This window comes from Halobaculum sp. MBLA0143 (assembly GCF_041361465.1).
Taxonomy (GTDB): Archaea; Halobacteriota; Halobacteria; order Halobacteriales; family Haloferacaceae; genus JAHENP01.
In genome coordinates, this window is the sequence record NZ_JBGKAC010000001.1 from 2,674,182 (window position 1) to 2,697,527 (window position 23,346).

Annotated in this window: 25 protein-coding genes and 2 tRNA genes; 7 read left to right on the forward strand and 20 right to left on the reverse strand. The window is 63.3% G+C overall.

All coding sequences use genetic code 11. The features are described from left to right. Position 1: 1 nt before the first annotated feature. Positions 2-496, forward strand: a complete 495-nt coding sequence (locus RYH79_RS13835) for a Mut7-C RNAse domain-containing protein (RefSeq protein ID WP_370900095.1) — start codon at positions 2-4, stop codon at positions 494-496. Here RYH79_RS13835 and RYH79_RS13840 read toward each other — a convergent pair. After that, positions 471-683 carry a ribbon-helix-helix domain-containing protein gene (locus tag RYH79_RS13840; RefSeq protein ID WP_370900097.1) on the reverse strand — a complete coding sequence of 71 codons (213 nt, stop codon included), beginning with the start codon at positions 681-683 and terminating at the stop codon, positions 471-473. The genes RYH79_RS13835 and RYH79_RS13840 overlap by 26 nt on opposite strands. A 98-nt stretch (positions 684-781) precedes the next feature. Between RYH79_RS13840 and RYH79_RS13845 the strand changes: the two genes are divergently transcribed. Further along, a complete protein-coding gene (locus RYH79_RS13845; RefSeq protein WP_370900099.1) occupies positions 782-1,108 on the forward strand; it encodes a DUF5789 family protein in 327 nt (108 codons plus the stop codon). Here RYH79_RS13845 and aglJ read toward each other — a convergent pair. The 3 genes from aglJ to RYH79_RS13860 form a co-directional block, all read right to left on the reverse strand. Next, positions 1,105-2,058, reverse strand: a complete 954-nt coding sequence (gene aglJ / locus RYH79_RS13850; RefSeq protein WP_370900101.1) for an S-layer glycoprotein N-glycosyltransferase AglJ — start codon at positions 2,056-2,058, stop codon at positions 1,105-1,107. The genes RYH79_RS13845 and aglJ overlap by 4 nt on opposite strands. A 229-nt stretch (positions 2,059-2,287) precedes the next feature. Next, complete coding sequence (locus RYH79_RS13855; protein WP_489753361.1) at positions 2,288-3,484, reverse strand: M24 family metallopeptidase; 1,197 nt, start codon at positions 3,482-3,484, stop codon at positions 2,288-2,290. Between the two features lie 106 nt (positions 3,485-3,590). Further along, entirely contained in the window at positions 3,591-5,444 is a 1,854-nt protein-coding gene (locus RYH79_RS13860; RefSeq protein WP_370900105.1) for a UvrD-helicase domain-containing protein, read from the reverse strand. Between the two features lie 290 nt (positions 5,445-5,734). Here RYH79_RS13860 and RYH79_RS13865 point away from each other — a divergent pair, with 290 nt between their 5' ends. Then, complete coding sequence (locus tag RYH79_RS13865) at positions 5,735-6,325, forward strand: 50S ribosomal protein L15e (RefSeq protein WP_370900107.1); 591 nt, start codon at positions 5,735-5,737, stop codon at positions 6,323-6,325. Positions 6,326-6,618: 293 nt separating this feature from the next. On the opposite strand, the gene RYH79_RS13870 is transcribed toward RYH79_RS13865, so the two are convergent. The 9 genes from RYH79_RS13870 to RYH79_RS13910 form a co-directional block, all read right to left on the reverse strand. Next, positions 6,619-7,218 (reverse strand): hypothetical protein, encoded by a 600-nt coding sequence (locus RYH79_RS13870; protein WP_370900109.1) that lies wholly within the window; start codon positions 7,216-7,218, stop codon positions 6,619-6,621. 104 nt (positions 7,219-7,322) lie between these two features. Further along, a complete protein-coding gene (locus RYH79_RS13875; protein WP_370900111.1) occupies positions 7,323-7,664 on the reverse strand; it encodes a hypothetical protein in 342 nt (113 codons plus the stop codon). A 103-nt stretch (positions 7,665-7,767) separates the two neighbouring features. Then, a tRNA-Ser gene (locus RYH79_RS13880) sits at positions 7,768-7,849 on the reverse strand. A 29-nt stretch (positions 7,850-7,878) separates the two neighbouring features. Next, complete coding sequence (locus RYH79_RS13885) at positions 7,879-8,085, reverse strand: DUF7981 family protein (RefSeq protein WP_370900113.1); 207 nt, start codon at positions 8,083-8,085, stop codon at positions 7,879-7,881. After that, positions 8,082-8,462: a Rid family detoxifying hydrolase gene (locus tag RYH79_RS13890; protein ID WP_370900115.1), complete on the reverse strand. Its 381-nt coding sequence runs from the start codon at positions 8,460-8,462 to the stop codon at positions 8,082-8,084. The genes RYH79_RS13885 and RYH79_RS13890 overlap by 4 nt, the downstream gene beginning before the upstream one ends. Before the next feature lie 89 nt (positions 8,463-8,551). Further along, positions 8,552-9,763 carry a threonine ammonia-lyase gene (ilvA, locus tag RYH79_RS13895; protein WP_370900117.1) on the reverse strand — a complete coding sequence of 404 codons (1,212 nt, stop codon included), beginning with the start codon at positions 9,761-9,763 and terminating at the stop codon, positions 8,552-8,554. Between the two features lie 523 nt (positions 9,764-10,286). Further along, on the reverse strand, positions 10,287-10,685 hold the full coding sequence (locus RYH79_RS13900) for a gamma-glutamylcyclotransferase family protein (protein ID WP_370900119.1): 399 nt from the start codon (positions 10,683-10,685) through the stop codon (positions 10,287-10,289). A gap of 3 nt (positions 10,686-10,688) precedes the next feature. Beyond that, entirely contained in the window at positions 10,689-11,114 is a 426-nt protein-coding gene (locus RYH79_RS13905) for a universal stress protein (RefSeq protein ID WP_370900121.1), read from the reverse strand. Between the two features lie 78 nt (positions 11,115-11,192). Further along, positions 11,193-11,804, reverse strand: a complete 612-nt coding sequence (locus RYH79_RS13910) for a metal-dependent hydrolase (RefSeq protein WP_370900123.1) — start codon at positions 11,802-11,804, stop codon at positions 11,193-11,195. 113 nt (positions 11,805-11,917) lie between these two features. On the opposite strand from RYH79_RS13910, the gene RYH79_RS13915 reads away from it, so the two are divergent. Beyond that, positions 11,918-11,988: transfer RNA gene (locus RYH79_RS13915), tRNA-Pro, on the forward strand. Between the two features lie 180 nt (positions 11,989-12,168). Here RYH79_RS13915 and RYH79_RS13920 read toward each other — a convergent pair. The 4 genes from RYH79_RS13920 to RYH79_RS13935 all read right to left on the reverse strand — a co-directional run bounded on the left by RYH79_RS13920 (position 12,169) and on the right by RYH79_RS13935 (position 15,525). Further along, positions 12,169-13,296 (reverse strand): hypothetical protein, encoded by a 1,128-nt coding sequence (locus tag RYH79_RS13920; protein ID WP_370900125.1) that lies wholly within the window; start codon positions 13,294-13,296, stop codon positions 12,169-12,171. Next, positions 13,296-14,396: a hypothetical protein gene (locus tag RYH79_RS13925; protein WP_370900127.1), complete on the reverse strand. Its 1,101-nt coding sequence runs from the start codon at positions 14,394-14,396 to the stop codon at positions 13,296-13,298. The genes RYH79_RS13920 and RYH79_RS13925 overlap by 1 nt, the downstream gene beginning before the upstream one ends. A 33-nt stretch (positions 14,397-14,429) precedes the next feature. Next, on the reverse strand, positions 14,430-14,951 hold the full coding sequence (locus RYH79_RS13930) for a hypothetical protein (RefSeq protein ID WP_370900129.1): 522 nt from the start codon (positions 14,949-14,951) through the stop codon (positions 14,430-14,432). Between the two features lie 301 nt (positions 14,952-15,252). After that, entirely contained in the window at positions 15,253-15,525 is a 273-nt protein-coding gene (locus tag RYH79_RS13935; protein ID WP_370900131.1) for an antitoxin VapB family protein, read from the reverse strand. A 128-nt stretch (positions 15,526-15,653) separates the two neighbouring features. Here RYH79_RS13935 and RYH79_RS13940 point away from each other — a divergent pair, with 128 nt between their 5' ends. Genes RYH79_RS13940 through RYH79_RS13950 form a run of 3 tightly spaced genes read left to right on the forward strand, consistent with a single transcriptional unit; the run spans position 15,654 to position 20,953 of the window. Beyond that, positions 15,654-19,337 carry an LAGLIDADG family homing endonuclease gene (locus RYH79_RS13940; RefSeq protein ID WP_370900133.1) on the forward strand — a complete coding sequence of 1,228 codons (3,684 nt, stop codon included), beginning with the start codon at positions 15,654-15,656 and terminating at the stop codon, positions 19,335-19,337. A gap of 48 nt (positions 19,338-19,385) precedes the next feature. Further along, positions 19,386-20,276, forward strand: a complete 891-nt coding sequence (locus RYH79_RS13945; RefSeq protein ID WP_370900135.1) for a DUF7857 domain-containing protein — start codon at positions 19,386-19,388, stop codon at positions 20,274-20,276. Continuing rightward, a complete protein-coding gene (locus tag RYH79_RS13950; RefSeq protein ID WP_370900137.1) occupies positions 20,273-20,953 on the forward strand; it encodes a MinD/ParA family ATP-binding protein in 681 nt (226 codons plus the stop codon). Before RYH79_RS13945 ends, RYH79_RS13950 begins: the two co-directional genes overlap by 4 nt. A gap of 10 nt (positions 20,954-20,963) precedes the next feature. Here RYH79_RS13950 and RYH79_RS13955 read toward each other — a convergent pair whose 3' ends face one another. From RYH79_RS13955 to RYH79_RS13965, 3 genes are all read right to left on the reverse strand, one after another. Further along, positions 20,964-21,818 (reverse strand): transcription initiation factor IIB, encoded by an 855-nt coding sequence (locus tag RYH79_RS13955; RefSeq protein ID WP_370900139.1) that lies wholly within the window; start codon positions 21,816-21,818, stop codon positions 20,964-20,966. Between the two features lie 97 nt (positions 21,819-21,915). Further along, positions 21,916-22,659 carry an AAA family ATPase gene (locus RYH79_RS13960; RefSeq protein WP_370900141.1) on the reverse strand — a complete coding sequence of 248 codons (744 nt, stop codon included), beginning with the start codon at positions 22,657-22,659 and terminating at the stop codon, positions 21,916-21,918. 92 nt (positions 22,660-22,751) lie between these two features. Further along, complete coding sequence (locus RYH79_RS13965; RefSeq protein ID WP_370900143.1) at positions 22,752-23,183, reverse strand: HIT family protein; 432 nt, start codon at positions 23,181-23,183, stop codon at positions 22,752-22,754. Positions 23,184-23,346: the final 163 nt, after the last annotated feature.

Below are 23,346 nucleotides of genomic sequence, written 5' to 3' on the forward strand. Positions count from 1 at the left end.
CGTGGCCGTCGACCGATTCCTGTTGGACGCGATGGTCGGGAAGCTGGCGTCGTACCTCCGGATGTGTGGCTACGACGCCGCCTACGCACTCGACAGAGGAGTAGAGGCCGACGACCGACTCCGGGAGATCGCGGTCGCGGAGAGTCGCCGGCTCGTCACCCGAGACGTGGCGTTGGCGCGACGAGCAGAGGGTGACGACGGGCCGGAGCCGTTACTGCTGGGGTCACGCGACGTGACCGACCAGCTCGTGGCGGTCGCGGGCGAGGGGTACGACCTGACGCCGGCGGCGCGGCCGGCGCGGTGTGGCAACTGCAACGGGCGACTCCAGCGCGGCGACGAGACGGACGCCACGCGAGCGGGGTACGTTCCGGACGACCGGGACCGCGAACGGCTGTGGCGGTGTGTCGACTGCGGGCAGTGGTTCTGGAAAGGGAGTCACTGGGATCGGGTGACGGAGACGCTGGCGGAGATCACTCCAGGTAGCCCAGATCTCTGAGTTGGTCGGTGATCTCGTCGAAGTCGGACTCCGTCAGCGTCTCTTCTGACTGCTGGTGTTGGATGACGATGCTGCGCAGCAGGAACCGGACGAGGTCGCTCGTGGACGAGAAACTGGTCCCCTCGATCGTCTGGTCGACGCGGTCTGCGAGATCCTTCGGGATCGAGACCGTGGTGTAGTCTGTCACGCCTGCACCTGGCCGACCGGCACCGATAAACGCGGTGGTCGCCGGAGTCTCGCCGCGTCCCGCACCGCTTTTGCGGGGCGACGCCCAATCGACTGGCGATGGCAGTCAGACCGCCGCAAGGGGGCGACGACGAGCCGGAGGCGATCGCGTTCGGAATCGCCGCACTCGACGCACGACTGGACGAGGCCAATCTCACCTTCCCGGCGACGAGCCGAGAGGTCGTCGAGGCGCTGGGGGAGCCGTCGATTCCGTACGACGCCGGCGGCAACACGCTCGCGTTGTCGGCCGCCTTAGAGGAGGTGCCGGGCGACCGGTTCGAGCGCGAAGGGGAACTACTGGACGCGCTCCACCCGGTGTTCGAGGCGCACCGCCAGCGCACTGCCAACTCCATCGTCGCGCGGCTGCGGGGGTTGTTACCCTTCTAGTCTCGGAGTCCGCCGTCGTCGTGCTCTTCGCTGCGGTCGCGCGTCTCCAGTTGTTCGATCCGGTCCAGCAGTTCGTCGTGGAGAGTGACGACCAGGTCCGACAGCGTCGCGAACACGAGAAACTGGATCCCGAGGATGATGAGCGTGCCGCCGGCGAACGCCAACACCTCGTGTGAGATCCGGCGGAACAGCCACTCGTAGGCGACGTACACCTCGATCAGCCCGCCGAGCAGCCCCGAGACGACTCCGACGCTCCCGAAGTAGAACAGTGGGTTGGAGGTCTTGGCCTTCCGGTAGAGCGCGGCGAGGATGATCCAGCCGTCCTTGATCGGGTGGAGGTTGGTGCTGGAGCCGTCCGGGCGCGGGAGGTAGGTGATCGGGACGACCGCGACGGACTGGCCGCGGCGGGCACACTCCACGGACATCTCCGTCTCGATCCCGAAGCCGTCCGCGCGGAGTCGGAGCCGTCGGAACGACTCGACGGTGAACGCCCGGTAGCCGGAGAGGATGTCGGCGTAGTCTTCGCCGTGGATCAGCCGGAACAGCCGGTTGAACACGGAGTTGCCGACGTCGTTGAACCGGGTCATGGCGTCCTCGTGGATGTCGCCGTAGCGGTCGCCGACGACGTGGTCGGCGCCCTCGAACAACGGCTGCAACATCGCGTCGGCGTCGGACGGCTGGTACGTGCAGTCGGCGTCCGCCAGGAGCACGTACGGTCGGTCGACGTGTTCGGCGACCGCCTCCCGGACGGCTTGGCCCTTGCCGCTGCCGGACTGGATCTCGACGCGGGCGCCGGCCTCCCGGGCGAGTTCGCGGGTGTCGTCGGCGGAGCCGCCGTCGATCACGAGAACGTCGTCGAACCCCGCGTCGCGGAAACCGGTCACGATCTGCTCGACCGTCTCGGCCTCCTCGTACGTGGGCAACAACACGGTGACGGCCTCGTGGTCCATCACCGGAGGGTGTGGGGGGAGTTGCAAAACCGTTCCGGAGTGCGAGGCGCGCGGCGAACGGAGTGAGCCGCGTGCCTCGAAAACGCGAGCGGGGAGTGAGGCGGGACCGAAGGTCCCGCTGACTCGGGCGGCGCAGCCGCCCGACCGCAGCGACCCGCGAGCGCGTCGGCGCGAGCGAAGCGACCCCCGCGCCTCGAAGACGCGAGCGAGGCCTGTGTTCGAACCGCGCTCACTCCAACTCCCGCACGCGAGGAGTCGAGCCGAACGGGTACGGCTGGAGGAGCTCGTAGCCGTCCTCGCGGACGACGACGAGGTCCTCGAGCCGGACACCACCCTCTTCGGGGTCGTACACCCCGGGTTCGACGGTGATCACGTCGCCGGCGGCGAGCACCGCGTCGCCGGACAGCGACGGCGGCTCGTGGAGCGAGAGTCCGACGCCGTGGCCCGTCGAGTGGGTGAACCCGACCGTGTCGGAGTCGATTCGGAAGCCGTGGGCGGCCAGCTCCGCGGCGGCTTCCTCGTGGACGGTCGCGGCGGCGACGCCGGCGCCGTCGGCCAGTTCGGCCAGTGCGGCCTCGCGGGCAGCCTCACAGGCGACGTACGCGCGGCGGTCCCAGCCGCCGTCGGAGCTGACGACGAACGTCCGCGTGATGTCGGCGTAGTAGCCCGCCGGACCGCGCGGCGAGAGGTCGATCAGGACGGTCTCGCTTGGACGAATCCGGTCGTCACCGACGTAGTGGAGGTCGGCGGCCGTCTCGCCGGCGCCGATCACGCTGTTGCCGGCCGGCGCGACCCCGGCGGCCGCGAGGACGGACTCCGCCTGGCGGCGGAGCCGTTCCGTCGTCAGCGGTCGGCCGTCCCAGCGGAGCTCGTCGCCGTCCGCGACCGCCTCCGCGAGCACGGTCTCGGCGCGGGCGAGCCCGAGTGCGGCCGCCCGTTGGACGCGGCGGTGACAGTCGATCTCCGTCTCCGTCTTCCGACAGCGGGCCTCGCCGACGGCGGTCGTGGCCGTCACCTCGAACCCGGCGCGCTGGAGGTACGCGACCGCCTCGTGGGGAATCTGAGACGGGACGTGGAGTTCGATGTCGGAGACATCGCCTTCGATGTCAGAGACATCGCCTTCGATGTCAGAGACATCGCCCTCGACGTCGGAGAGCCTGTCCCCGACGCCCGCGTCCGTCAACACCGCCGCGGCGCGTTCGCCCGCGGGGCGACCGGTCGTCGCCGTCTCCACCTGGTCGCCGGGGAACTCTCGGCGAGCCTGGTCGGCGAACAACGACGGCGCACACAGTGTCGTCCGAGGGCCGTCGACACCCGGAACGGCGACGAAGGCGTACGGGCGGTCCGGGCCGCGAAACCGCGTGAGGTACCGCAGGTCGTCGTCCGTCCGGTCGCCGACGTGGACGAACGGGAGGTGGTCGGTCAGTGGGTCGTAGGCCGTCGTCGGGGCAGGCGTCGCGGGGGCGTCGTGCCCGTCGGTCACGCTCGTGACCCGGGACGCGACGGTAAAAAGGGAGTCGTTCGAGCGGGCGTCACTCCGCCTCGGGCTCGACGGTCTCGCCGTCGTCGGCGATCTCGCCGAGGACCTCGGTCGGGGGCTCCTCGCGGAGTTCGTTCTCCAGGACGACACTGATCGGCAGTGTCGGCGCGCCGTCGATCAGGTTCTCCAACATGACGAGCCGTTCGCGGGCGCGCGACATCCCGACGTAGAACACACGGCGTTCGTTGTCCGTCAGGACGGGAACCGGGTCGGTCGTCTTGGTGAACTCGTCGACACCCTCCACCTCGACGTCGTTCTGGGCGGCCTGGGCGGCCATCTGCTCGACCACCTTCTCCGTGAGGTCCGTGGTGACGAACACGTGGTCGGCCTCACGACCCTTCGCGGAGTGGATCGTTCCCAGACGGACGCGGTCGGGGTCCATCCCGTCGTAGTCACCCGGGAAGTACGCCTTCAGCGACTTCCGTTGGAAGGAGGTGATCTTGCGGGCCATGTCCGCGGCGCTGGCGGGGCCGGGCATGAACGGGATGCGCTCGGATACGTCCTCGGGCGACAGGGGAATCTCCGCGAGGTCGTCCTCTTCGGAGGTCTCCTCCACCTCGTCCAAGAAGTCGTACAGCTCCTCGCGGTCGGCCGTCCCGAACGCGGACTCCTGGAGGATGTCGGCCAGCCGGCGGGCCTCCAGCGCGGTCAGTGCCTCGTCGCGGTCCACCTTCTCGATGGCCCGGACGTAGTCCGTGAGTCGGTCCGTCCACATCCGTTGGTCCGTGAGACAGGAGAACGGGATCCCCTCGGTGATGAACTGGTCGATGAACTGGAACATCTGGTAGCGGGCGCGGAACAACACCATCAGGGTGTCGTCGTCCGTCTCGCGGACGGTGCCACGGACGTTCCGCACCAGATCGAGGATGGACGGAGACTCGACGGCCTCGACGCGGCCGCCCTCCTTGCGCGGTTCGAGGTCCTTCTCCTGGCGCTTGTCGATGTGACGGACCTCGCGGTTGACCACGTTGAGGATCTTCGAGGGGAGTCGGTAGGAGTTGGGGAGCACCTCGTCGTCGTCGACACGGGTGTCCAACAGGAGGTCCGGGTCTGCACCCTGCCAGGCGTACACGACCTGGTCGTCGTCGCCGGCGATGAGACACTGCTCCATGTGGGGCCGCCACTCCTCGTACACCTTGTACTGGAGCGTGGTGATGTCCTGGAACTCGTCGATCACGAGGTAGTCGACGTTCGGGAGCAGCGAGCGCTGGTGCACTCGTTCCAGCATATCGGCGAAGCCGACCACGTCGTCTTCACCCTTGTAGTTGCGCCAGCCGCGAATCGCCTCCGGGACACTCACGCGGTCGTCGTCGAACGGCCAGGTCGGGGTGTACTTGTTCCCGTCCTGTGCCTCCGGGTCGATGTCCGGCGGCAGCCGCACCTCCTCTTCGTCCCACTGGAACGGCACGTCGTACCAGTCGGCCACGTCGCGGTTCGTCCGCTGGAGCCACTGGGAGGTGGCGATGATCTTGTTGCCGAGCGTAGTCGAGCGGGCCGTCCGCCGACCGGCCCCGGAGTACTCGTCTTCGAACTCCAGGCCGAACTCGTCGCAGAACTCCTCTTTCTCGTCTTCTCCCACCACGTCGCCCCGAGAGAGGTCGAGGAGTTCGTACGCCTTCGCGTGCATCGTGCAGACGTTGCCCTGGAGGTGTCGCGGTGTCGTGTCGAGCCGCTCGGCGAGGCGTTCGCGCACCTCGGCGGCCGCCGCTCGCGTGTACGAGACGACGAGTACGTCTCGCACCTCCACGTCGTCCTGCTCGAGGAGACCCTCGACCCGGTCCAGCAGCGCGGTCGTCTTCCCGCTGCCGGGGCCTCCGAACAGGCGTGTCACCGTTGGGTCGCTCATCAGGGACACACACGGTGTGGTGAAATATAAGCCCCGTGGCTCCAGCCGGCCCTCACCCGGGTGAAACGCCCGTTCAGCCGGGGCTGAGAAACGGCCGTCTCCGGGGCGCTCGCACCGGCGAACGGGCCGTTCGTCGGACGAGGGCGCTTCGAAGTGTTCAAGACGGGGCGTGAAGAAGGGGAAGCAACTCGCCGGCCAGTGGGCCGCCGGCGGGCACCCGGTACGCCGGGACGAGATGTGGCCCGCGGTGACCCCGCGGACTGAATCGCAAGCGCCCGCAGGAGACACACATGGCACGAAGCTTCTACTCCCACATCAAGGAGGCGTGGCGAGACCCGAGCGACGGGAAACTCGCCGAACTGCAGTGGCAACGGAAACAGGAGTGGCGCGACCAGGGCGCGATCGTCCGCGTCGACCGCCCGACTCGGCTGGACAAGGCCCGCGAACTGGGCTACAAGGCCAAGCAGGGGATCGTCGTCACTCGGGTGTCCGTCCGGAAGGGCAACGCCCGCAAGCAACGACACAAGGCCGGTCGTCGGTCGAAGCGCCAGGGTGTCAACCGGATCGGTCGCCGGAAGTCCACCCAGCGCATCGGCGAGGAACGGGTCTCTCGAAAGTACCCGAACCTGCGCGTGCTCGCCAGCTACTGGGTCGGTGAGGACGGCTCCCAGAAGTGGTTCGAGACGATCCTCGTGGACCCGGAGCACGCGGCCATCGAGAACGACGACGACCTCAACTGGATCTGTAGCGACGACCACAAGGGGCGTGCGTTCCGCGGACTGACGAACGCGGGCCGGAAGGGTCGCGGCCAGACGGAACGCGGCAGCGGCACGGAACACACCCGACCGTCGGTCTCGGGCGACAGTCGCCGCGGGAAATAGAAGCAGGAAGCAGAAGTATTCACTTTACGGCCATATGAGATTTTTCTGTCTCTAACTTATAGAGTAGTCATTACACTCCCACTCTGGTCCCACTTTCCCATCGCAACTGACGTGCTCTTCCGAATCGGGAACGTAACCCGCTCCGCCGGATGGTTCGGTGAACTTTGGGGCACAAACGACATCACAGTTTTTGACAAAGCAACCAGCAAAGACAGACGAGGCATGACCGAGAGCACAGGCCAGGCATGCGGGAATATTACCGGTGATACACGAGGCACACCCGATACTAGTTCCTAACAGCCCAAGTATACAGGAGGTTCTTGGGAATTCGTAACAATAGAGCTTGAAATTCCAGTTCCACATGTAGAATCAGTTGTAGCGCCGTTGCTTTCTCTAGTTATAGATCCAGTACTAAGAACTTCAACATTTTGCCGTTTTACTCGGTAAGACCGGAACTCCGCCGCCTCCCCTTGTATTGATAGCTCCGAGATGAATGTTGTATCCTTGGAGTCCGATTTTGAAGCCTTTACCTCTGTATCACTCCACACTAGTTCTATTCGTTCGACACTTTCATGTTTTCTGATTTTCTCTGCTCTCTCAAAGGGAACAACAGCAGTGGTCATTTGTCCACTGTTCTGCCTGAGTTCTTCCGAAGCTCCTAGATTGTTCACATCGAACTCAAACACTGATGTCGATGCGAACTGTGGGTCCCACCCGCGAGAGCGAGCAAATTCAACGAGACGATTCACCTCTGAGTCTTCTCGAAGATGTCTGATAACCTCAGCCTGTTTGCCATCGCTGACTCGGTTTGAATCAGCAGACGCAGCTGACGAAAGTCCGCCAGTACCTACGATACCAGCTCCAACAGCACGCAGTGCTTCTCGTCTGCTCACATCACTGCCAGTTTTTTTCCGTCATAATACGACCTATGCTTCTCTGTCTTGGTAAACTTTTCTCTGGTTCTCACACTATGCTGCTGCTACTGTCCTATTTTATGTTAGTTATTTATTGACTTCTTTATCAAAGCATATTTATCTGCACAGACAATGTTAGTACCCATGGTCAAAGCGTTCAACAGCATCATTTCTACTACCACCACTTTTTTTCTGCTCGTTATCTCTGCTGCGTATATTCCAGATTCGATTTCAGCAGTTTTTAATTTGGGGCCAGCACTAGTTGCGTTCTTTATTCTCTTTTCAGCATTTGTATTTTTTATATCCCTTTTATCCGGGAGTTCAGTAGTGGCACTTTTGCTATCAGCAGCAATTATTGTAGCTATAGCTGCTCTCACTAGCTCCAAAAGCAGTGCTATCGCTTCCATCTCTATTGCACTTGCCACTGTTGGTATTTGTCAACTATATGTGCTATTCACGAGTCGTTAGTCACTAGAAGCCGGCCAAACTACGAATGATCATAAGTCCTGTAGCTTCAGACTGCTAAAACGCCGGGAGAGGGATTTGAACCCCCGATCCCGTGAAGGAACACGCTTTCCAGGCGTGCGCCTTACCACTCGGCCATCCCGGCTCCGTTCCGAACTACTCGCCTTCTGCGTCTTAACGCTGTTCCTTCCGTGCGAACCGTCCCGACAGCCGGTAGGTGACGGCTGTCGTCGTCCCGCCGACGAGCAGGCCGATTCCCAGGAGGCCGAGGGTGCCGACGGGAAGCCGGGCGACCAACAGCACGTACCCCTGGGCGGCTACGAGGAACGACAGCGCGCCGATTGCGCCCCACAGGAGGGCGGCTCTCCGACGCGGCGTCACTCCAGCGAAGCGACCGCCTCGATCTCGACGGCGACCCCCTTCGGGAGCGCTCCCGCTTCGACGGCCGACCGCGCCGGCGGCTCCTCGTCGAAGTAGGTCGCGTACGTCTCGTTCATCTCGTCGAAGTCGGTGATGTCGTCGAGAAACACGGTCACCTTCAGCACGTCCGTCGGCTCCGCGCCGGCCTCCGCGAGCACCGCGGTGAGGTTGTCCAAGGCGAGCTCCGTCTGCTCGGCGACGGGTGCGTCCGCCCGGAGCTCGTCGTCGGGCGTCAGCGGAATCTGTCCCGCCGTGAACAGGAGGTCGCCGTTCGTCGTCGCCTGACTGTACGCGCCCACCGCCGCGGGGGCGTCGTCGGTGGATACGACTCGCTTCACGGCGCAGGCCACGCCCGCGGTGAACATAAATCGCGGTGGAACGGGACGAGGGTGCGATTCTATATAGCGAAATGAGATTTACGCCAGCGTCAGACGAGCACTTCCACGTCGTAGCCGTGTTCTTCGAGTGCAGCCACTAAGGCCGCGCCGTGGTCTTCGTCGCGGGTCTCCAAGTCTAAGACCACGTCGGCGGCGTTGACCGCGATGTCGCGGGAGGTGCGGTCGTGGCGGATCGCGTAGATGTTCACGTCGTTGGTAGAGATGAGTTCGATCAGTCCCTCTAGGGCACCCGGTCGGTCCTTCAGCTCCGTTCGGATGCGGAGGTACCGACCCATCTGGACGAGTCCGCGCATCACGACCGTGGTGAGCTGGTTGAGGTCGATGTTGCCCCCACACAGCGTCGGGACGATCACCTCGCCGTCGTCGTAGTCGAAGGCGCGTTCGCGGACGGCCGCCAACGCCACCGCCCCGGCGCCCTCCACGAGCGTCTTCGACCGTTCCAACAGGAGCGTGAGCGCGAGCGCGATCTCCTCGTCGGAGACGGTGACGACCTCGTCGACCCGTTCCCGAATCACCGGGAACGTGCGTTCGCCGACCTCCGAGACGGCGATTCCGTCGGCGATCGTGTCGACGCCGGTCGTCGCCGTCCGTCGTCCCTTCGACAGCGACCGGGCCGCCGAGTCTGCGCCGCTGGCCTGGACACCGACGACACGCACGTCGTCCAGTTCACCCTTCAGCGCCGTGGCGACACCGGAGATCAGGCCGCCGCCGCCGATGGGGACGACGACCGTGTCGACGCGCGGGATCGCTTCGGCGATCTCTAGGCCGATCGTGCCCTGACCCGCCATCACGAACTCGTCGTCGAAAGCGTGGACGTACGTGCGGCTCTCCTCGCGTTCGATCTCGTGGGCACGGGTCTGGGCCGCGTCGTAGTCGGCGCCGTGGAGGACGACCCGAGCGCCGTAGCTCTTGGTCGCGTCCACCTTCGACACCGGCGCGTACTGTGGCATGACGATCTTCGCGTCCACGCCGGCCCGTTCGGCCGCGAGCGCCACTCCCTGTGCGTGGTTGCCGGCACTCGCAGTTACCACACCGGCCTCTGTCTCGGCGTCGGTGAGCTGTGCGATCCGGTTGGCCGCGCCACGGATCTTGAACGACCCCGTCCGTTGGAGGTTCTCCAGCTTCAGGTGGATCTCGGCGTTCGTCTGTTCCGAGAAGGTGTTGGAGTGTTCCAGCGGGGTCTGCCTGGCAACCTCGTCGACGGCCTCTCTGGCCGCGTGGACGTCCGAGAGAGTGAGCACACTTCACCCGACCCGACGGCCGGTGTTAGTGGTTTTCCTCCGGCCGCACGCTCGGGAGACTGCGTCAGTCTGTTCTATTAGACACCCTCAGTCTGGTCGATCTAAGTTGTTAGCGTCTACTTCCAATACGGATACGCACAACTGTAGAAGTATGCCAACACGGTTCCCTATCACGGAGGAGGTCCAGTCTGCACTCGAACACGACGACGCCACGGAGCACGGGACGAGCCAGACGAGTGACTGACGACGGTCGGGCCCGCTCCGTTCGACACAGTCGACAGTAGTCGGTTTTCCGGACAGTCACGAACCTCACCGGGGGAGGTGAGGCGTGATCGGGGATACACGCGTGTGACGTGCACTACATCGACTTGGCCGGAGTTACCTAAACCTCACCCCCGTAGGGTGAAAGTGAAATCGCACGACTGCGACGGGGTAGTCTGATTGTCTGACGGCTGTGTGCCGTCCGTCGGCGGCCGTAGACTGAGTACCACACTCCGAAGCGGTCTGTCGACTGTCGACACACTCAGGCGCGTGTGATCTCGACTGGTCGACCGGCGACGTACCGAGCGACTCGCTCGGGGAACTCTCCGTCGCCGGGCCACGTCGCGTCGGCACCGAGTCGGTCGGGGTCGCCGACGTAGACCGCGACAGACTCCGTCTCGCCGTCGAACTCCTCGACAGTCGGGACAGACACTCGGGTGTAGAGTCCGTCGTCGACACGCTCGTAGGCGTCGAGCGCGGCGTAGCCGTCCGTTCGGAGGAGTCGTCCACCGACCGACCCACCAGGTGCCAGCGTCGGGTACTCACCTTCGACCGCGTGGAGACCGGTCAACACCGCCGGGCCGACGAACACGAACGAGTCGACGACCTCGGCGACCCGGTCCGGCTCCGTCAGCGTCCCGTAGACGAAGACGACAGCCACGGCTCAGTCGTCCCTGACGACCGTGACGGGAATATCCGTCCGGCCGACGAGCCCCTTGGCCACGCTACCGAGGACCCGCTCGTAACGGTCCGACAGCCCGCGGTGGCCGACCACGATCCCGTCGTACGACTCCTCGGCCGCCAGTGCCGGAATCTCTTCCGTCGGCTCACCGTACAGGAGGTGGGTGTCGGCCACGTCGACGCCGCGGTCCGTGACGCGCCGTTCCCCCTCGGTCAGCAGTCGCTCGCCGCGCTCCTCGGCGTCGGCGACGCTCTGGACCAGTCGATCCCCGTCCCGTCGTGATCCGCCCTCGGCGGAGACGGTCGGGTTCACTGCGTGGACCAGCGAGACGCTCCCGCCCGTTCGCTCGACGAGTCGGCAGGCGTGATCCACGGCCGCCTCGCTCGCGTCGGATCCGTCCGTTGCCACGAGGTATCGCATACCTCGACGTAGGCGGGCCAGACTGATAGCTTCTCCCGTCGCTGCGGAGTCGGTAGAACACTCCCACTACCGGAGGTCGCCGACCAACGACTCCGGGAGCCGGCGGGCGATTCCCGGGGGGAGCCACCGCATCAGGCTCTCGCCGCCGTCGACCAGCGTCCGCCGGCCGACCGTGTAGACGACGGAGACGACGAGCAGTCCGAGGACGGCCAGTCGCCCGGTCGGTCCCAAGAGGGCGTACGCCGGCAGCGCGAGCGCGAGTCCGAGGAAGGCGTCTTCGGGGGCGCCGTCGTAGCGGACGACCCGTCGCGGGCGGTGCCACCGGCCTCGGAGGTGTTCGTACACCCCGCGGTCGGAGCTGGGCTCCCACGGGCGCAGAGAGAGCCCGCCGCCGAAGGCGTCGCTGACGGCGTGGAGGGCGAACGCGACGAGGAACGCCGCGAGCGCGACCGTCGCGGTCGTCGGGACGGCCCAGGCGAGCCCGGTCGCCAACGCCGCCGCGCCCGTCCCGTACGCCGGGAAGTGGAGGGTGCGGCGGTGCGCGCCGAGGAGGTCGAAGTCCGGGGTGAGCCCCCCGAGCGCGGCCGCGATCACGACCGGCGCGGCCTCGACCGGCGCGACCGCGACCGCCGCGAGTCCCACCAGCACGCCCGCGAGGACGTGTGTCGTCGCCATCATCGATCTGTAGTAGTGGTGGCTGTCGGATAACGTTCCCGGGAAGCGTGGTAGCGGGTGGCTCGGGGTCGTGGGGACGAAACGCTTTAACGGCTGCTGGGTGGAGTGTTGTCTGCGGGACCGTGGGTTAGTGGTATACTCCGGGCCTTGGGTGCCCGTGACCCCGGTTCGAATCCGGGCGGTCCCACTCTGCGACGAACGAAGTGAGGAGCAGATGGACCGTCCGGATTCGGAGCAGGGAACGAAGCGAACGGAGTGAGCGGAGTGACCGTGGTTCGAATCCGGGCGGTCCCACTCTATATACGAGTTCTTAGGAATTTTATAAAATCAATAGTTAAAAGTTTCGTACCAGTTTAAATTGCCAGAGCTATTTATAATCGTCCAAGCTGGGGTTGCCTGGATCGGAAGGAGAGAATTCACGTCGTGCCTTATCATACGCTATCTCTGCCTTCTTCATTGGAATCTTACTTTTAACTACTTTTTTGTTTATCATATCACTTATTGGACCAGGCCCATCTCCCTGGTACATTATCCGATAGCTTTTGTTTGACTTTAGTTTCGAGTCTTGGTCTGCAATAACCCCAAGATTCACACCTTTTTCCAGATGTTCCTTAGCTCTGTCCTTCAGCTTCTCTTTCTTTATTCCTTTTGATCCCCCAACCTCACACAGCGATACAAATTCGCTTATAAACTGAGCCTTGTCGAATTCTTTTGGTTCCTCTTGACCAGTCGACAAATTATTATACATAATAGATATTAGTATTTCTTTCAACACTACACGAGAGGAGGTGAAGAGAGAGACTACTATATCGTTGTTTTTTGCATTTCTATAATCAATTCCTGAGTTTAGAATAGACCTCAGTCTACTATCACCGACTTTGCCGTCTTCAATTTTAACTTGAGTCATTGCGCTAGTGCTGTCGGAGGGCTTGTAGTCATCATCAACGGACCAGACGGAGTAGTTACTGACATTAATCGCCCTTACAACCGGTGAAAGATCGATGTCTGCAATATCTTCTTTCGGTAGAACTGTCGCGTATTGGACTTCCGCCACAGATTTTGACTGGTGCCCCAACTGCTTTTTTATTTTATTTTTATTTTCTTCAAAGAGATTTTTTACTCTATTTATTTCTATCGCCCAATTTTCGTAGTTATCTGTGTTCGGCTTACAAAAGACAAAGCAAAGATTTATATACCTTTTTGCAGAAACGACAAGTAAGTCCGCTTTATTATTTTTCACTTCGTGAAGAGGGTTAGTAAAAGCCGCTTCATACGGTCTAGTATCGTTATTAGAGGGGATGAAAGCATCTTTAATAGCTGAAAATACCTCATGCTTTGGACCCTTAGCCCGGACCTCTGATCTTACAACCTTTCTGACTGACTCATCCGGCGTATTTTTGTACATTTTTTCATACAGCTCACAGAAGCTCTCCCAGTCAGATGGGCTCAGTTTCTTCTCTTTATTGTCGCAGTCGACTTTTTGGACAGATATCATCAGACCACCTCCGGACTACAGTCTGAATCAAAATGATCTTGTACAAGATTATACGTTCGTATTTGTGGATCAATATCATTTCCATCTATAGGGAATATCCGTATTCTTCCGCCGCTCCCAATCATCTCTGTTCTCCCGTATGATATTTTGTCCACAACTTCTGCCTCAAAGCTGTGTGTATTTGTTCTGTATTCGGATAGGTCAAATTCCCACTTTTCGTCTTCTACTCTGCTTTTAAATTCGTTTAGGTCACGATCTCCGATTTCGTTGTTTAATTTCACCGCCCATGGCTCACTAGCAGATACTTTCGTTTCTTCAAACACTCTACTACTCGATTGACCAGTACCTCCGGAGTTGATCACGCTTTTAACTTGCTGCTTTCTCTTTTTTTCTGATTCCAAGAGTTCCCAAATCTCGCCGACTGGTCCATCCATATGTGTGAAAACACCTTCAGACTTAACCCCGAATTTAAAGTGACCAGGGCGGCTAAATCTGATATTAGTTGGGCCAACCCCGTACTTTCCTCTCATTTCTTTGTACGACTCCTTTCCATCATCACCCCAGTAGGAGATAGTCCGGCTGATATCTGCCCGCCTCTGAGACTCTTGCCCTGAGTGTTGTGTGTACTTAGCAGTAAAGAAGGGTATAACGAGCCCAGAGTACTTGCGAGACATCTGAAGGCGTAGCTTGTCCATTTGCTCCATTGACATCCAGAATCGACCCAATTGTCTATCAGATCTTAGGAACCTCTCAATGGTTGGAGGCATTTCATCAGTGATATTAGCAGTGGTTAAAAACACAGGGAAGTGATCATCATAATAAACATAGTATGGGATCGTTTTCCCTGCAGTGTTTGCGACCATCAGGCGCAAGTCATCATTGGACCAAAGTATTTCAAACTGCGAGTCTAGCGAATTAAAGAACTGCGATCTGCCGCCGTAGTTATTAATCGACGCGACAATATTAGTGTTTCCGTTAAAGCTGTCAAGTGCTGAAACATCATCAATGTACGAAAAGAAGTCTCTAGCAGAGGAGAATCCTCTGTTTTTTGCCTCAATGAAATCAAGCTCGCTCATATTGTTCTGGGTATCCTCAACCATGCTCTGGTAGTCCTCGCTGCAACTTAACGTCTGCTATTCAACGTATTCTTCAACCCAGCCGTCGCCAAATAAGCCTTGCCTTTCGTCTTCCAGGGACCCAATGCGATCGTATAGATCCTCTTGATCTGCTTTCGGTACCTCCTCACCCTCCCTAACTCGCTTTATTATAGCCTTATATCTTAGCAATTCTGTGTAGAATGAAATCACCCGTTCAACATTAGACATCATCCCTATTTTGTCTGTATTACTTTCATATATGTTTGTTGGCATTGACTGCGGCGGCGGAAGTTCCGATGGTTCAAGATCAGTATCGGTGGGAGATCTGTCTCTCTCTTCCATCATACTCTTGCACCTTTTTACCCCTTCCATTTGTGCGATTTCCGATTTTATTCCTTTTTCTATTCTATACTTTTTTAGTCTGTATCTTGCGTAGACTGCAATGCCACCGGCGGCCAAGGTCGCAAGTACCGTAAGTACATCAATAATACTGCCGGAGGGACCGGTCGTAGCTGCTTCGGTTGGCACTGTCGTTGGTATTGGTGATCTCCCTGGCATTGTACGATTTGTTTCGGTCTAGGGTCTGAACTGTTTCTGGTATTTGTCTTGCGGCTCCAAGGTTAGTTTGTAGGAATACGCAGTTCTTTGGCACACCAGTGTACCAACTGTTACACTCATGCAGTTCGGACTCTCATTCTCACAGGTCTTTTTATGATCCGTAGTATCCAAGCCGATGAACAGCTCAACAGCGACTATCGTCAGTGTCCTCAGCGGTCTTAGACCCTCCCAAACTCTTTGCCGGTCTCGAACACAGCGCAGTCGCTGTCAACTAAATCGAACACGTACGAGGTGTCGACGATCATCCGTCACTCCGAGCGCGGTCGCGGAGTTCGTCGACGCGCTCTCGGTTCTGCTCACTCGCACCGTCGATCGCTTCCCGGAGTTCGTCCGTGCCGCGGTCGGCGCGCTCGCCGTAGAGGTCGAGGATGCTCCCAGCGTCAAGATCGAGAGAGTCCCCGTCGCCGAGGAGCCGGTCGACAGTCTCCGAGAACGACTCGTCGTCGCGGCGTTCGGCCGCCAACCGCTCGTACACGTCGTCGTCGAGCTGGATCGCTCTGGAGTTCGTCGTCACGTCCGAAGGGAGGATACCGAGCCGCAAGAGCGTTCGGGCCAGCGACTCTCTCGCGCCTCGGAGAGCCTCGTCGGCCCACCCCGTTTCGACCCGTTCCTTTTAGCCCGACGCGCACCAGAGTGTGTACGATGAGTCAGGTGGAGCGTCAGGAACTGGAGCAGTTCCGAGGATTCTACAGGCGGTACTACGAGTCGGAGATCGCGGAGCTGGCCCAGCGGTACCCCAACGAGCAACGGTCGTTGTACGTCGCGTACGACGATCTCTACCGGTTCGACGCGGAGTTGGCCGAGCGCTACCTCAACAAGCCCGAAGACATGCGGGAGATCGCCGAGGAGGCGCTGCGGACGTACGACCTCCCGGCGGACGTGTCGCTGGGGCAGGCACACGTCAGGGTCCACGGGCTCCCGGCGGCCAGCACGATCGACATCCGGAACATCCGGGTCGTCGACGACCACATCGGGTCGATGGTGGCGGTCCAGGGGATCGTCCGGAAGGCGACAGACGTGCGCCCGAAGATCGTGGAGGCGGCCTTCGAGTGCCAGCGCTGTGGGACGATGACGTACATCCCGCAGTCGGATTCGGGGTTCCAGGAGCCACACGAGTGTCAGGGGTGTGAGCGACAGGGGCCGTTCCGGATCAACCACGACCAGTCGGAGTTCGTCGACTCCCAGACGATCCGGGTGCAGGAGTCGCCGGAGGGGCTGCGGGGCGGCGAGACCCCACAGTCGATCGACGTCTACCTGGAAGACGACGTGTGTGGCCAGGTGACGCCAGGTGACCACGTCAGCGTCGGCGGCGTCCTCCACATCGAACAACAGACCTCCGGCAACGAGAAGACCGCCCTGTTCGACCTGTACATGGACGGCGTGGCTGTCACCATCGAAGACGAGGAGTTCGAGGACATGGAGATCTCCGACGAGGACGTGACGGAGATCCTCGAACTCGCGGACAGCCCCAACATCTACGAACGGATGGTCGACTCCGTCGCGCCGTCGATCTACGGCTACGAGCAGGAGAAGCTCGCCATCATCCTCCAACTGTTCGGCGGGGTGACGAAACACCTCCCGGACGAGTCTAGAATTCGTGGCGATCTTCACATGTTATTAATAGGTGATCCTGGTACAGGAAAGTCCCAACTGCTCTCGTACACGCAGAACATCGCGCCGCGGTCCGTCTACACCTCGGGGAAGGGGTCGTCCGCGGCGGGGCTGTGTGTCACTGGGGACACGCTCGTCCACACCGCAGACGGGATCAGACGAATCGACGATCTCGTCGCTCCAGAGATTCCGGAGTCGGTCGAGACAGAGACAGCGGTCGAGCGGGAGTACGACCTCTACACGTACGACGAGGCGGCCGGCGAGACGACAGTCGCTTCGACATCACACGTCTGGCGGATGCCGCCGAAGCCGTGTCGGCGGATCGAGACGGCGGCCGGAGCAGAGCTAGAGACATCACGAAACACGCCGGTCCTGACGTGTGGCGACGACGGTCCCGAGTGGAAGCCGATTTCGGAGGTCGACGCCGGAGACCACGTTGCGACGCCGAAGTTCGACGAGATCGAGCGATCTTCTCCACCGGTCGACGAGTACGTGGAGTACACGAACGAGAAGCTCGATCTAACCGACGACTCTGTGGAACGCCTCCGAGACGCACTGACCGAGCAGTTCGGGACGCTCCGAGACGCAGCCGCCGGACTGGAACTGTCTGAAGACTTCGTCTACGATACGTTGTCTAACAGACACGTCCCAGTCGAGTACCTCGATCGAATCGTCACAGAGACGAGCGCAGACTGGGACGACATCGACGCCGATCGGGCGATGCCCCGTCACGGGGACAGTGTCGAAATTCCGACGGAGTTCGATTCCGATCTGATGTACCTTATCGGGTTGACGTACGGAGACGGAGACATCGCCCTGTCCCGGCGAGGGGGCAACAGGGGGATGATTCGTATCTCGAACGGTGACGAAGCGTTGCTACGACGTGCCATCGAGCTGATAGAGTCCGTCTTCGGCAAGCGCGTCGAGATCGAGCGGCAAGGCGAAAGGGTTCCGTCTGTTCGGCTTCACAGTGCCACGGTCGCCCGGCTGTTCGACAGTATCGGGATGACGACACCGAAGGTCAACCTGTCGCTCGACAGCCAGTTGACGACGGCCGAGCACACCGACGCATTCCTCCGTGGACTGATGGACGCCGATGGCTCGATCTCCGAGCGAGACAACGGTGGATCGAGTATCCACTTCTCGACGATTAGCGAGAAACTCGCGCGTCAGGTCCGCACGATGTTACAGACGTACGGGGTGCAGGCGCGGGTTCGTGAGCGAGACCGTCGCGGGAAGTCGACGCTGGCAGACGGTCGGACGATCGAGTCGAATCACGTCCAGTACCACGTCGAGGTGTACGGCAGTGACATCGAGCGGTACGCAGAGGCTATCGGGTTCGGCTCGGACGCAAAGCGTGCTGCACTCAGTCGGATCGCCGCCCAGACGACAGACCGAGACGATCGTCTCCCGATTGGAAGCCAGCTTGCGGCGGCCGACGTTCCAGTCGCAGGATCGTATCACAACGTCGTCGTCGGAGGAGACGACCCCGACCGTGGGCGTGCCATTTCGATGCGCCAGGATCTCGATCTCGGCGAGGCAGCGCCGCTCGTCGAGTCCGTGGCCGAGTCCGACCTGCGGTGGCAGGAGGTCGTCGCGGCCGTCGACACTGGCGAAAAGGAGCTGTACGACCTGACGGTGCCCGAGACGAACAACTTCGTCGCCAACGGTGTCGTGACACACAACACCGCGGCGGCGGTCCGCGACGACTTCGGCGACGGCCAACAGTGGACGCTGGAGGCGGGGGCGCTCGTGCTCGCCGACAAAGGAATTGCAGCCGTCGACGAGCTAGATAAAATGGCTGCGGACGATAGATCAGCAATGCACGAAGCATTGGAACAACAATCTATTAGCATCAGTAAGGCCGGAATAAACGCCACACTCAAGTCTCGGTGTTCGTTGCTCGGCGCGGCGAACCCGAAGTACGGGCGGTTCGACCAGTACGAGCCGATCGGCGAGCAGATCGACCTGGAGCCGGCGTTGATCTCGCGGTTCGACCTGATCTTCACGGTGACAGACCAGCCGGACCCGGACCACGACGCGAAGCTGGCCGACCACATCCTGAAGACGAACTACGCGGGGGAGCTGAGCACCCAGCAGACGGAGATGACGAACAGCGAGGTGACCAGCGAGGAGGTGGAGAACGTGACCGAAGACGTCGCGCCGGACGTGGACGCGGAGCTGCTCCGGAAGTACGTCGCGTACGCCAAGCGGAACTGCTACCCGCGGATGACGGACGCAGCCAGGGACGCGATCCAGGAGTTCTACGTCGACCTCCGGGCGAAGGGGGCAGACGAGGACGCCCCGGTGCCGGTGACGGCCCGGAAGCTGGAGGCGACAGTCAGGCTGGCGGAGGCGTCGGCGCGCGTACGGCTGGCCGACGAGGTGTCCGAAGACGACGCCGAGCGGGTGATCGACATCGTCCGGTCGTGTCTCCAGGACATCGGCGTCGATCCGGAGACCGGGGAGTTCGACGCCGACGTGGTGGAGACGGGCACCTCGAAGACACAGCGCGACCGGATCAAGAACCTCAAAGATCTCCTCCGCGAGGTGGACGACGAGTACGAAGACGAGCCGGGTGCCCCCCGGGACCGGGTGATGGAACGGGCCGACGAGGTGGGGATGGAGGAGTCGAAGGTAGAAAAAGAGTTGGAGAAGCTGAAGACTCGGGGCGACGTGTACCTCCCGGACGGCGACCACATCAAACTGGTGTGAGCCAGACGCGCCCGGCAACTTATCACCGGTGACGCGGCCACACGCGGCGTGCGACACAGCGACGACAGCACGAACTGGCGTACAGCAGCCGACGACAGCACGGGCGGACACACAGCAGCCGACGACAGCACGGGCGGACGTACAACAGCCGACGACACGACGGTAGGAGAGAGGGCGGTCGAACTGGAAGCCGACGCGACGGTTCTCCGCGGGATGGCGCTCGTCACCTGTCGTCTCCACAACCGGACGGGGACGGTACGGGCAGTCAGACTCCGGGACAGGCTCCCGGGCGCGACACTGCCGCCGCGGCGCGACGGTGTCCCGGAGCGGGGGTGGACGGACGGCAGCTACACGACGGTGTTGCCGGCGTACGCCAGCCGCGCGGTCGGCTACGCCAGCCCGGTGGGCGACGAACGGCCGACGGAGCCGGCCGAGGTGGCGGCGGTCGGCGACCCGGCGACGCTGTCGGGCGACGGCGACCGGGTGCGACACGCCCGCCGGGAGTTGGACGACTGGGCGCCGCCGCGGGCGGTCGTCGACGGTGCGACGGCGTCCGTCGCGGTCGGCGAGTCGACGGGACCCGCCGCAGTCGACGCGGCGGCGGCCTCGGTCGCAGTGGACGGCGGCACGGCGGCAGACGACGGCCGAGCGCCGCCGGTGCCCGCCGAGGAGCCGTTCGCGGACGGGGCGGTACCGACGGCGGTCGCGGCGTACCTGGAGGCGGCAGCCGAACGGGTCGAGCGTGCGGCGGCGACCGAGGCGGGCGTCCCCGAGGCGACGGCGGCGCTGCGGGACACCCACCACACGCCGGCGACGCTGGAACAGGCCGTCGCGCGCGACGAGACCGCGCTGCGGATACTCGCCCGGCGGGCCGAGGAGTTGGCCGACCGTGCGGCGGAGGCGACGGTACCGGTCGACAGTCTTCGGCGCCTGTCGTGATCGTCGCCGTCTGCGGCGGGAAGGGTGGCGTCGGGAAGTCGACGCTGGCGTACGAACTCGCCGGGGCACTGGACGCACTCGCAGTCGACGCCGACCTGGCAGTCGGCGACCTGCCCCGCGGTCGCGGGCCGGACCTCCACGACGTGTTGGCCGGGCGGGCGGCGCCGCGGGAGGCGGTGCGTGGCGGCCCGGTGTCGGTGTTGGCGTGTGGTCGGTCGCTCGCCGGGGCGCGAGCGGCCGACCTCGGGCGGCTCGAAGACGCCGTTCGACGGGCCGCCGGCGACCGAGACGCCGTCGTCGACTGTCCGACCGGGTTGCGGGCCGACACCGGCGTCCCGTTGGCGTTGGCGGACGTCTGTCTGCTCGTCGCCTCGCCGCGGCGGTGGGCGCTGGCGGACGCCGTCCGGACCCGAGCGGTCGCGCGCGACCTGGCGGCAGAACTGGTCGCCGTCGCGCTCGCTCGGGTGGGTGAGGACCCGCCGACGGCCGTCGTCCGGGCGACACTCGCCGCCCCGGTGACGCCAGTCCCGGAGACACCGGCGCTGGCGACGACGCTCGACGGGGAGTCGTCACGGCCGGTCACAGAGCGGGCGCCCGAGACGGACGCCGCCGCCGCGGTGCGAGAACTGGCGACGAGTCTCCGGGCGTGTCGGCCGTACTACGACGGGGTCGAGTGACCCCGGCGGCTCACTCCAGCTTCGAGTAGGTGTTTCTGATCGTCACGGCGGTCACGTCCGCGATCGCGGCGGCGTCACGCTGCGTGCAGTCGGCGCCAGTCTCCAGGCCGGCAGCGTACACGCAGGCCGCGGCGACGCCGGCCGGGTTGCGGCCGGCGACCAGTCCACGGTCGTGTGCCTGTTCGACGTACTCGCGAGCGCGACGTTCTGTCGCCGTCGACAGCCCGAGTTGGGAGACGAACCGGGGAACGTACTCGGCCGGGTCTACCGGCCCGACCGGCAGCCCCAGTTCGCGGTTCATCGCGTCGAAGGCGGCCGTCAGCTCCGCTCGGGTCGCCTTCGCCGCGGCGACGATCTCCGAGCGAGTTCGGGCGACGCCGGCGACGCGACAGGCGACGTAGACGGTCGCGGCCGCGAACCCCTCCAACGACCGCCCCTGGATCAGGTTGGCGTCCTGTGCCTCTCTGAACAGCGTGCAGGCGTGATCGCGGACCCGGTCGCCGAGCGACTCCTGGCCGGCGAGCCGTCTGATCTCCGTGAAGGCGTACACCTGGTTGCGCTCGCGCTTCGTCGGGATCCGCGCGCGAGTGTGCTGTCGACGGAGCCGAGCCCACTGCCGGCGTTTACGGCCGGTCTGGCGGGTCGAGCCGATCTCCGTCGACAGTCCGCGGTCGTGGCGCGACCGGGTGAGCGGCGCCCCCGTCCGTCTGGGGTCCGTCCCGTCGTCGTCGAAGTGTCGCCACTCCGGACCGTGGTCGATCCGATCGGCACGGACGACCAGTCCACACTCGCTGCAGACGGTCTCGTCGCCTGTTGCTGTCAGTCGTGCGTCACACTCCGGGCAAGCCTCTGATACCGTACTCACGCCTCAAACTGCGCCTCGTTATCTTACTTGAATTCCTGGTGTGCGGAAGCTACAGCCGTCCGACAGATCGGACCGTTTGCGGGGAGTAACTGGGTGGTCACGACGACGACAGCGTCGGCTCGCCGTCTCGCAGTCGGTTCCGGAGGCGGTCCAGCGGGCCCGCCTCCGGCGGTTGGACGTCGAGCTCCGCCTCCAGAACGGTCTCGGTCGCTGCGAGGACGGCCGCGGCGTCGTGGTCGTCACCCAGTGCCGCCGGGGGTTCGTCCGGCGCCGGCGCCGGCGGATGGGGGGCGTCGGCCGCGGCCAGTTCACCTCGGGTGGAGACGACCGCGTCGACCCCGGCGTCGAGGTCCGCGAGGGTGTCGACGGTTCGACGGAGCGCGTCGCCGCCGTCGGCCGTGGCGACGGCGACGATTCGGTCTGCCGCCCGGACGGCGGCGACGTGTTGGTTGGCCGCGACGGGCGGCACGTCGACGAGGACGTGGTCGGCGCTCGCGGCGGCCTCGGAACAGAGGTCGCCGAGCCGTCTTGCCGGCTCCGTCGCCTTCGCGCGGGCCACCCGCTCGAACGGCGCCCGAGCGGGCGTGACGACGGCCTCGCCGGCCGTGCCGAAGTCGAGCCGGTGGCTCGCGGCCGGCAGCGAGCCCTCGTCCAGACAGACGGCCGTCACGTCCGGGTCGATCCGACCGTCGACGTACTCCGAGAGCCCCTGGGTGGCGTAGGCGGCGTCGAGAACGTGGACCCGACGGCCGTCTCGCGCCAGCGCCGCCGCCGTCTCGACTACGGTGCGTGTCGTCCCGACGCCGCCGGCGGTGCCGACGAACGCGACGTGTTCTGTCACGGGTCGTCTGGCTCGGCTCCGTACAAGAGGGTTCGCCCGGTCGGTCGGTCGCCCGGGCACTCGGGTGGGCGCGGCGTCTCGAGATCGTGAGTTCAGTCGCCGCCGTCGGCTGTGACCTCGTCTGCAATCTCGTCTAGCTCCGCGTCCGACAGGTCCGCCGGGGAGCCAGCGGCGACGTGGATCGACCCGCCGCCGTCGCCGTCGAACCGCGGGATGACGTGCGCGTGGGTGTGGGGCACCTCCTGGCCGGCCGTCGACCCGTCGTTGAGGCCGACCGTGGCGCCGTCCGCGTCGACGGTCGTCTCGATCTCCGGCGCGAGCTCGTGCAGCAGCGAGAACACCGCCGTCACCTCCGTCTCCGTCGCGTCCGCCAGCCGCTCGCGGTGCTCGCGGGGGACGACGAGCGTGTGCCCGGGTGCCATCGGATTGGCGTCCAGAAACGCGACCGCGTGGTCGTTCTCGCCGACGATCCGACCGGGAATCTCCCCGGCGACGATCCCACAGAAGGGGCAGTCCGTGCTCATGCGTGGTCGGTGTGCGGGCGTGGGCTTGAATCTACGGCTGTGGTAGGAACTGCTCTTCGACGCTCACTCGGTAGGCGGGGTCGTAGTTGATCGAACCGAACCACCGAACGACTTCGACCCAACGGCGACACCTCGCATTCAGACCGTCTGGTGTAGCCGAAAC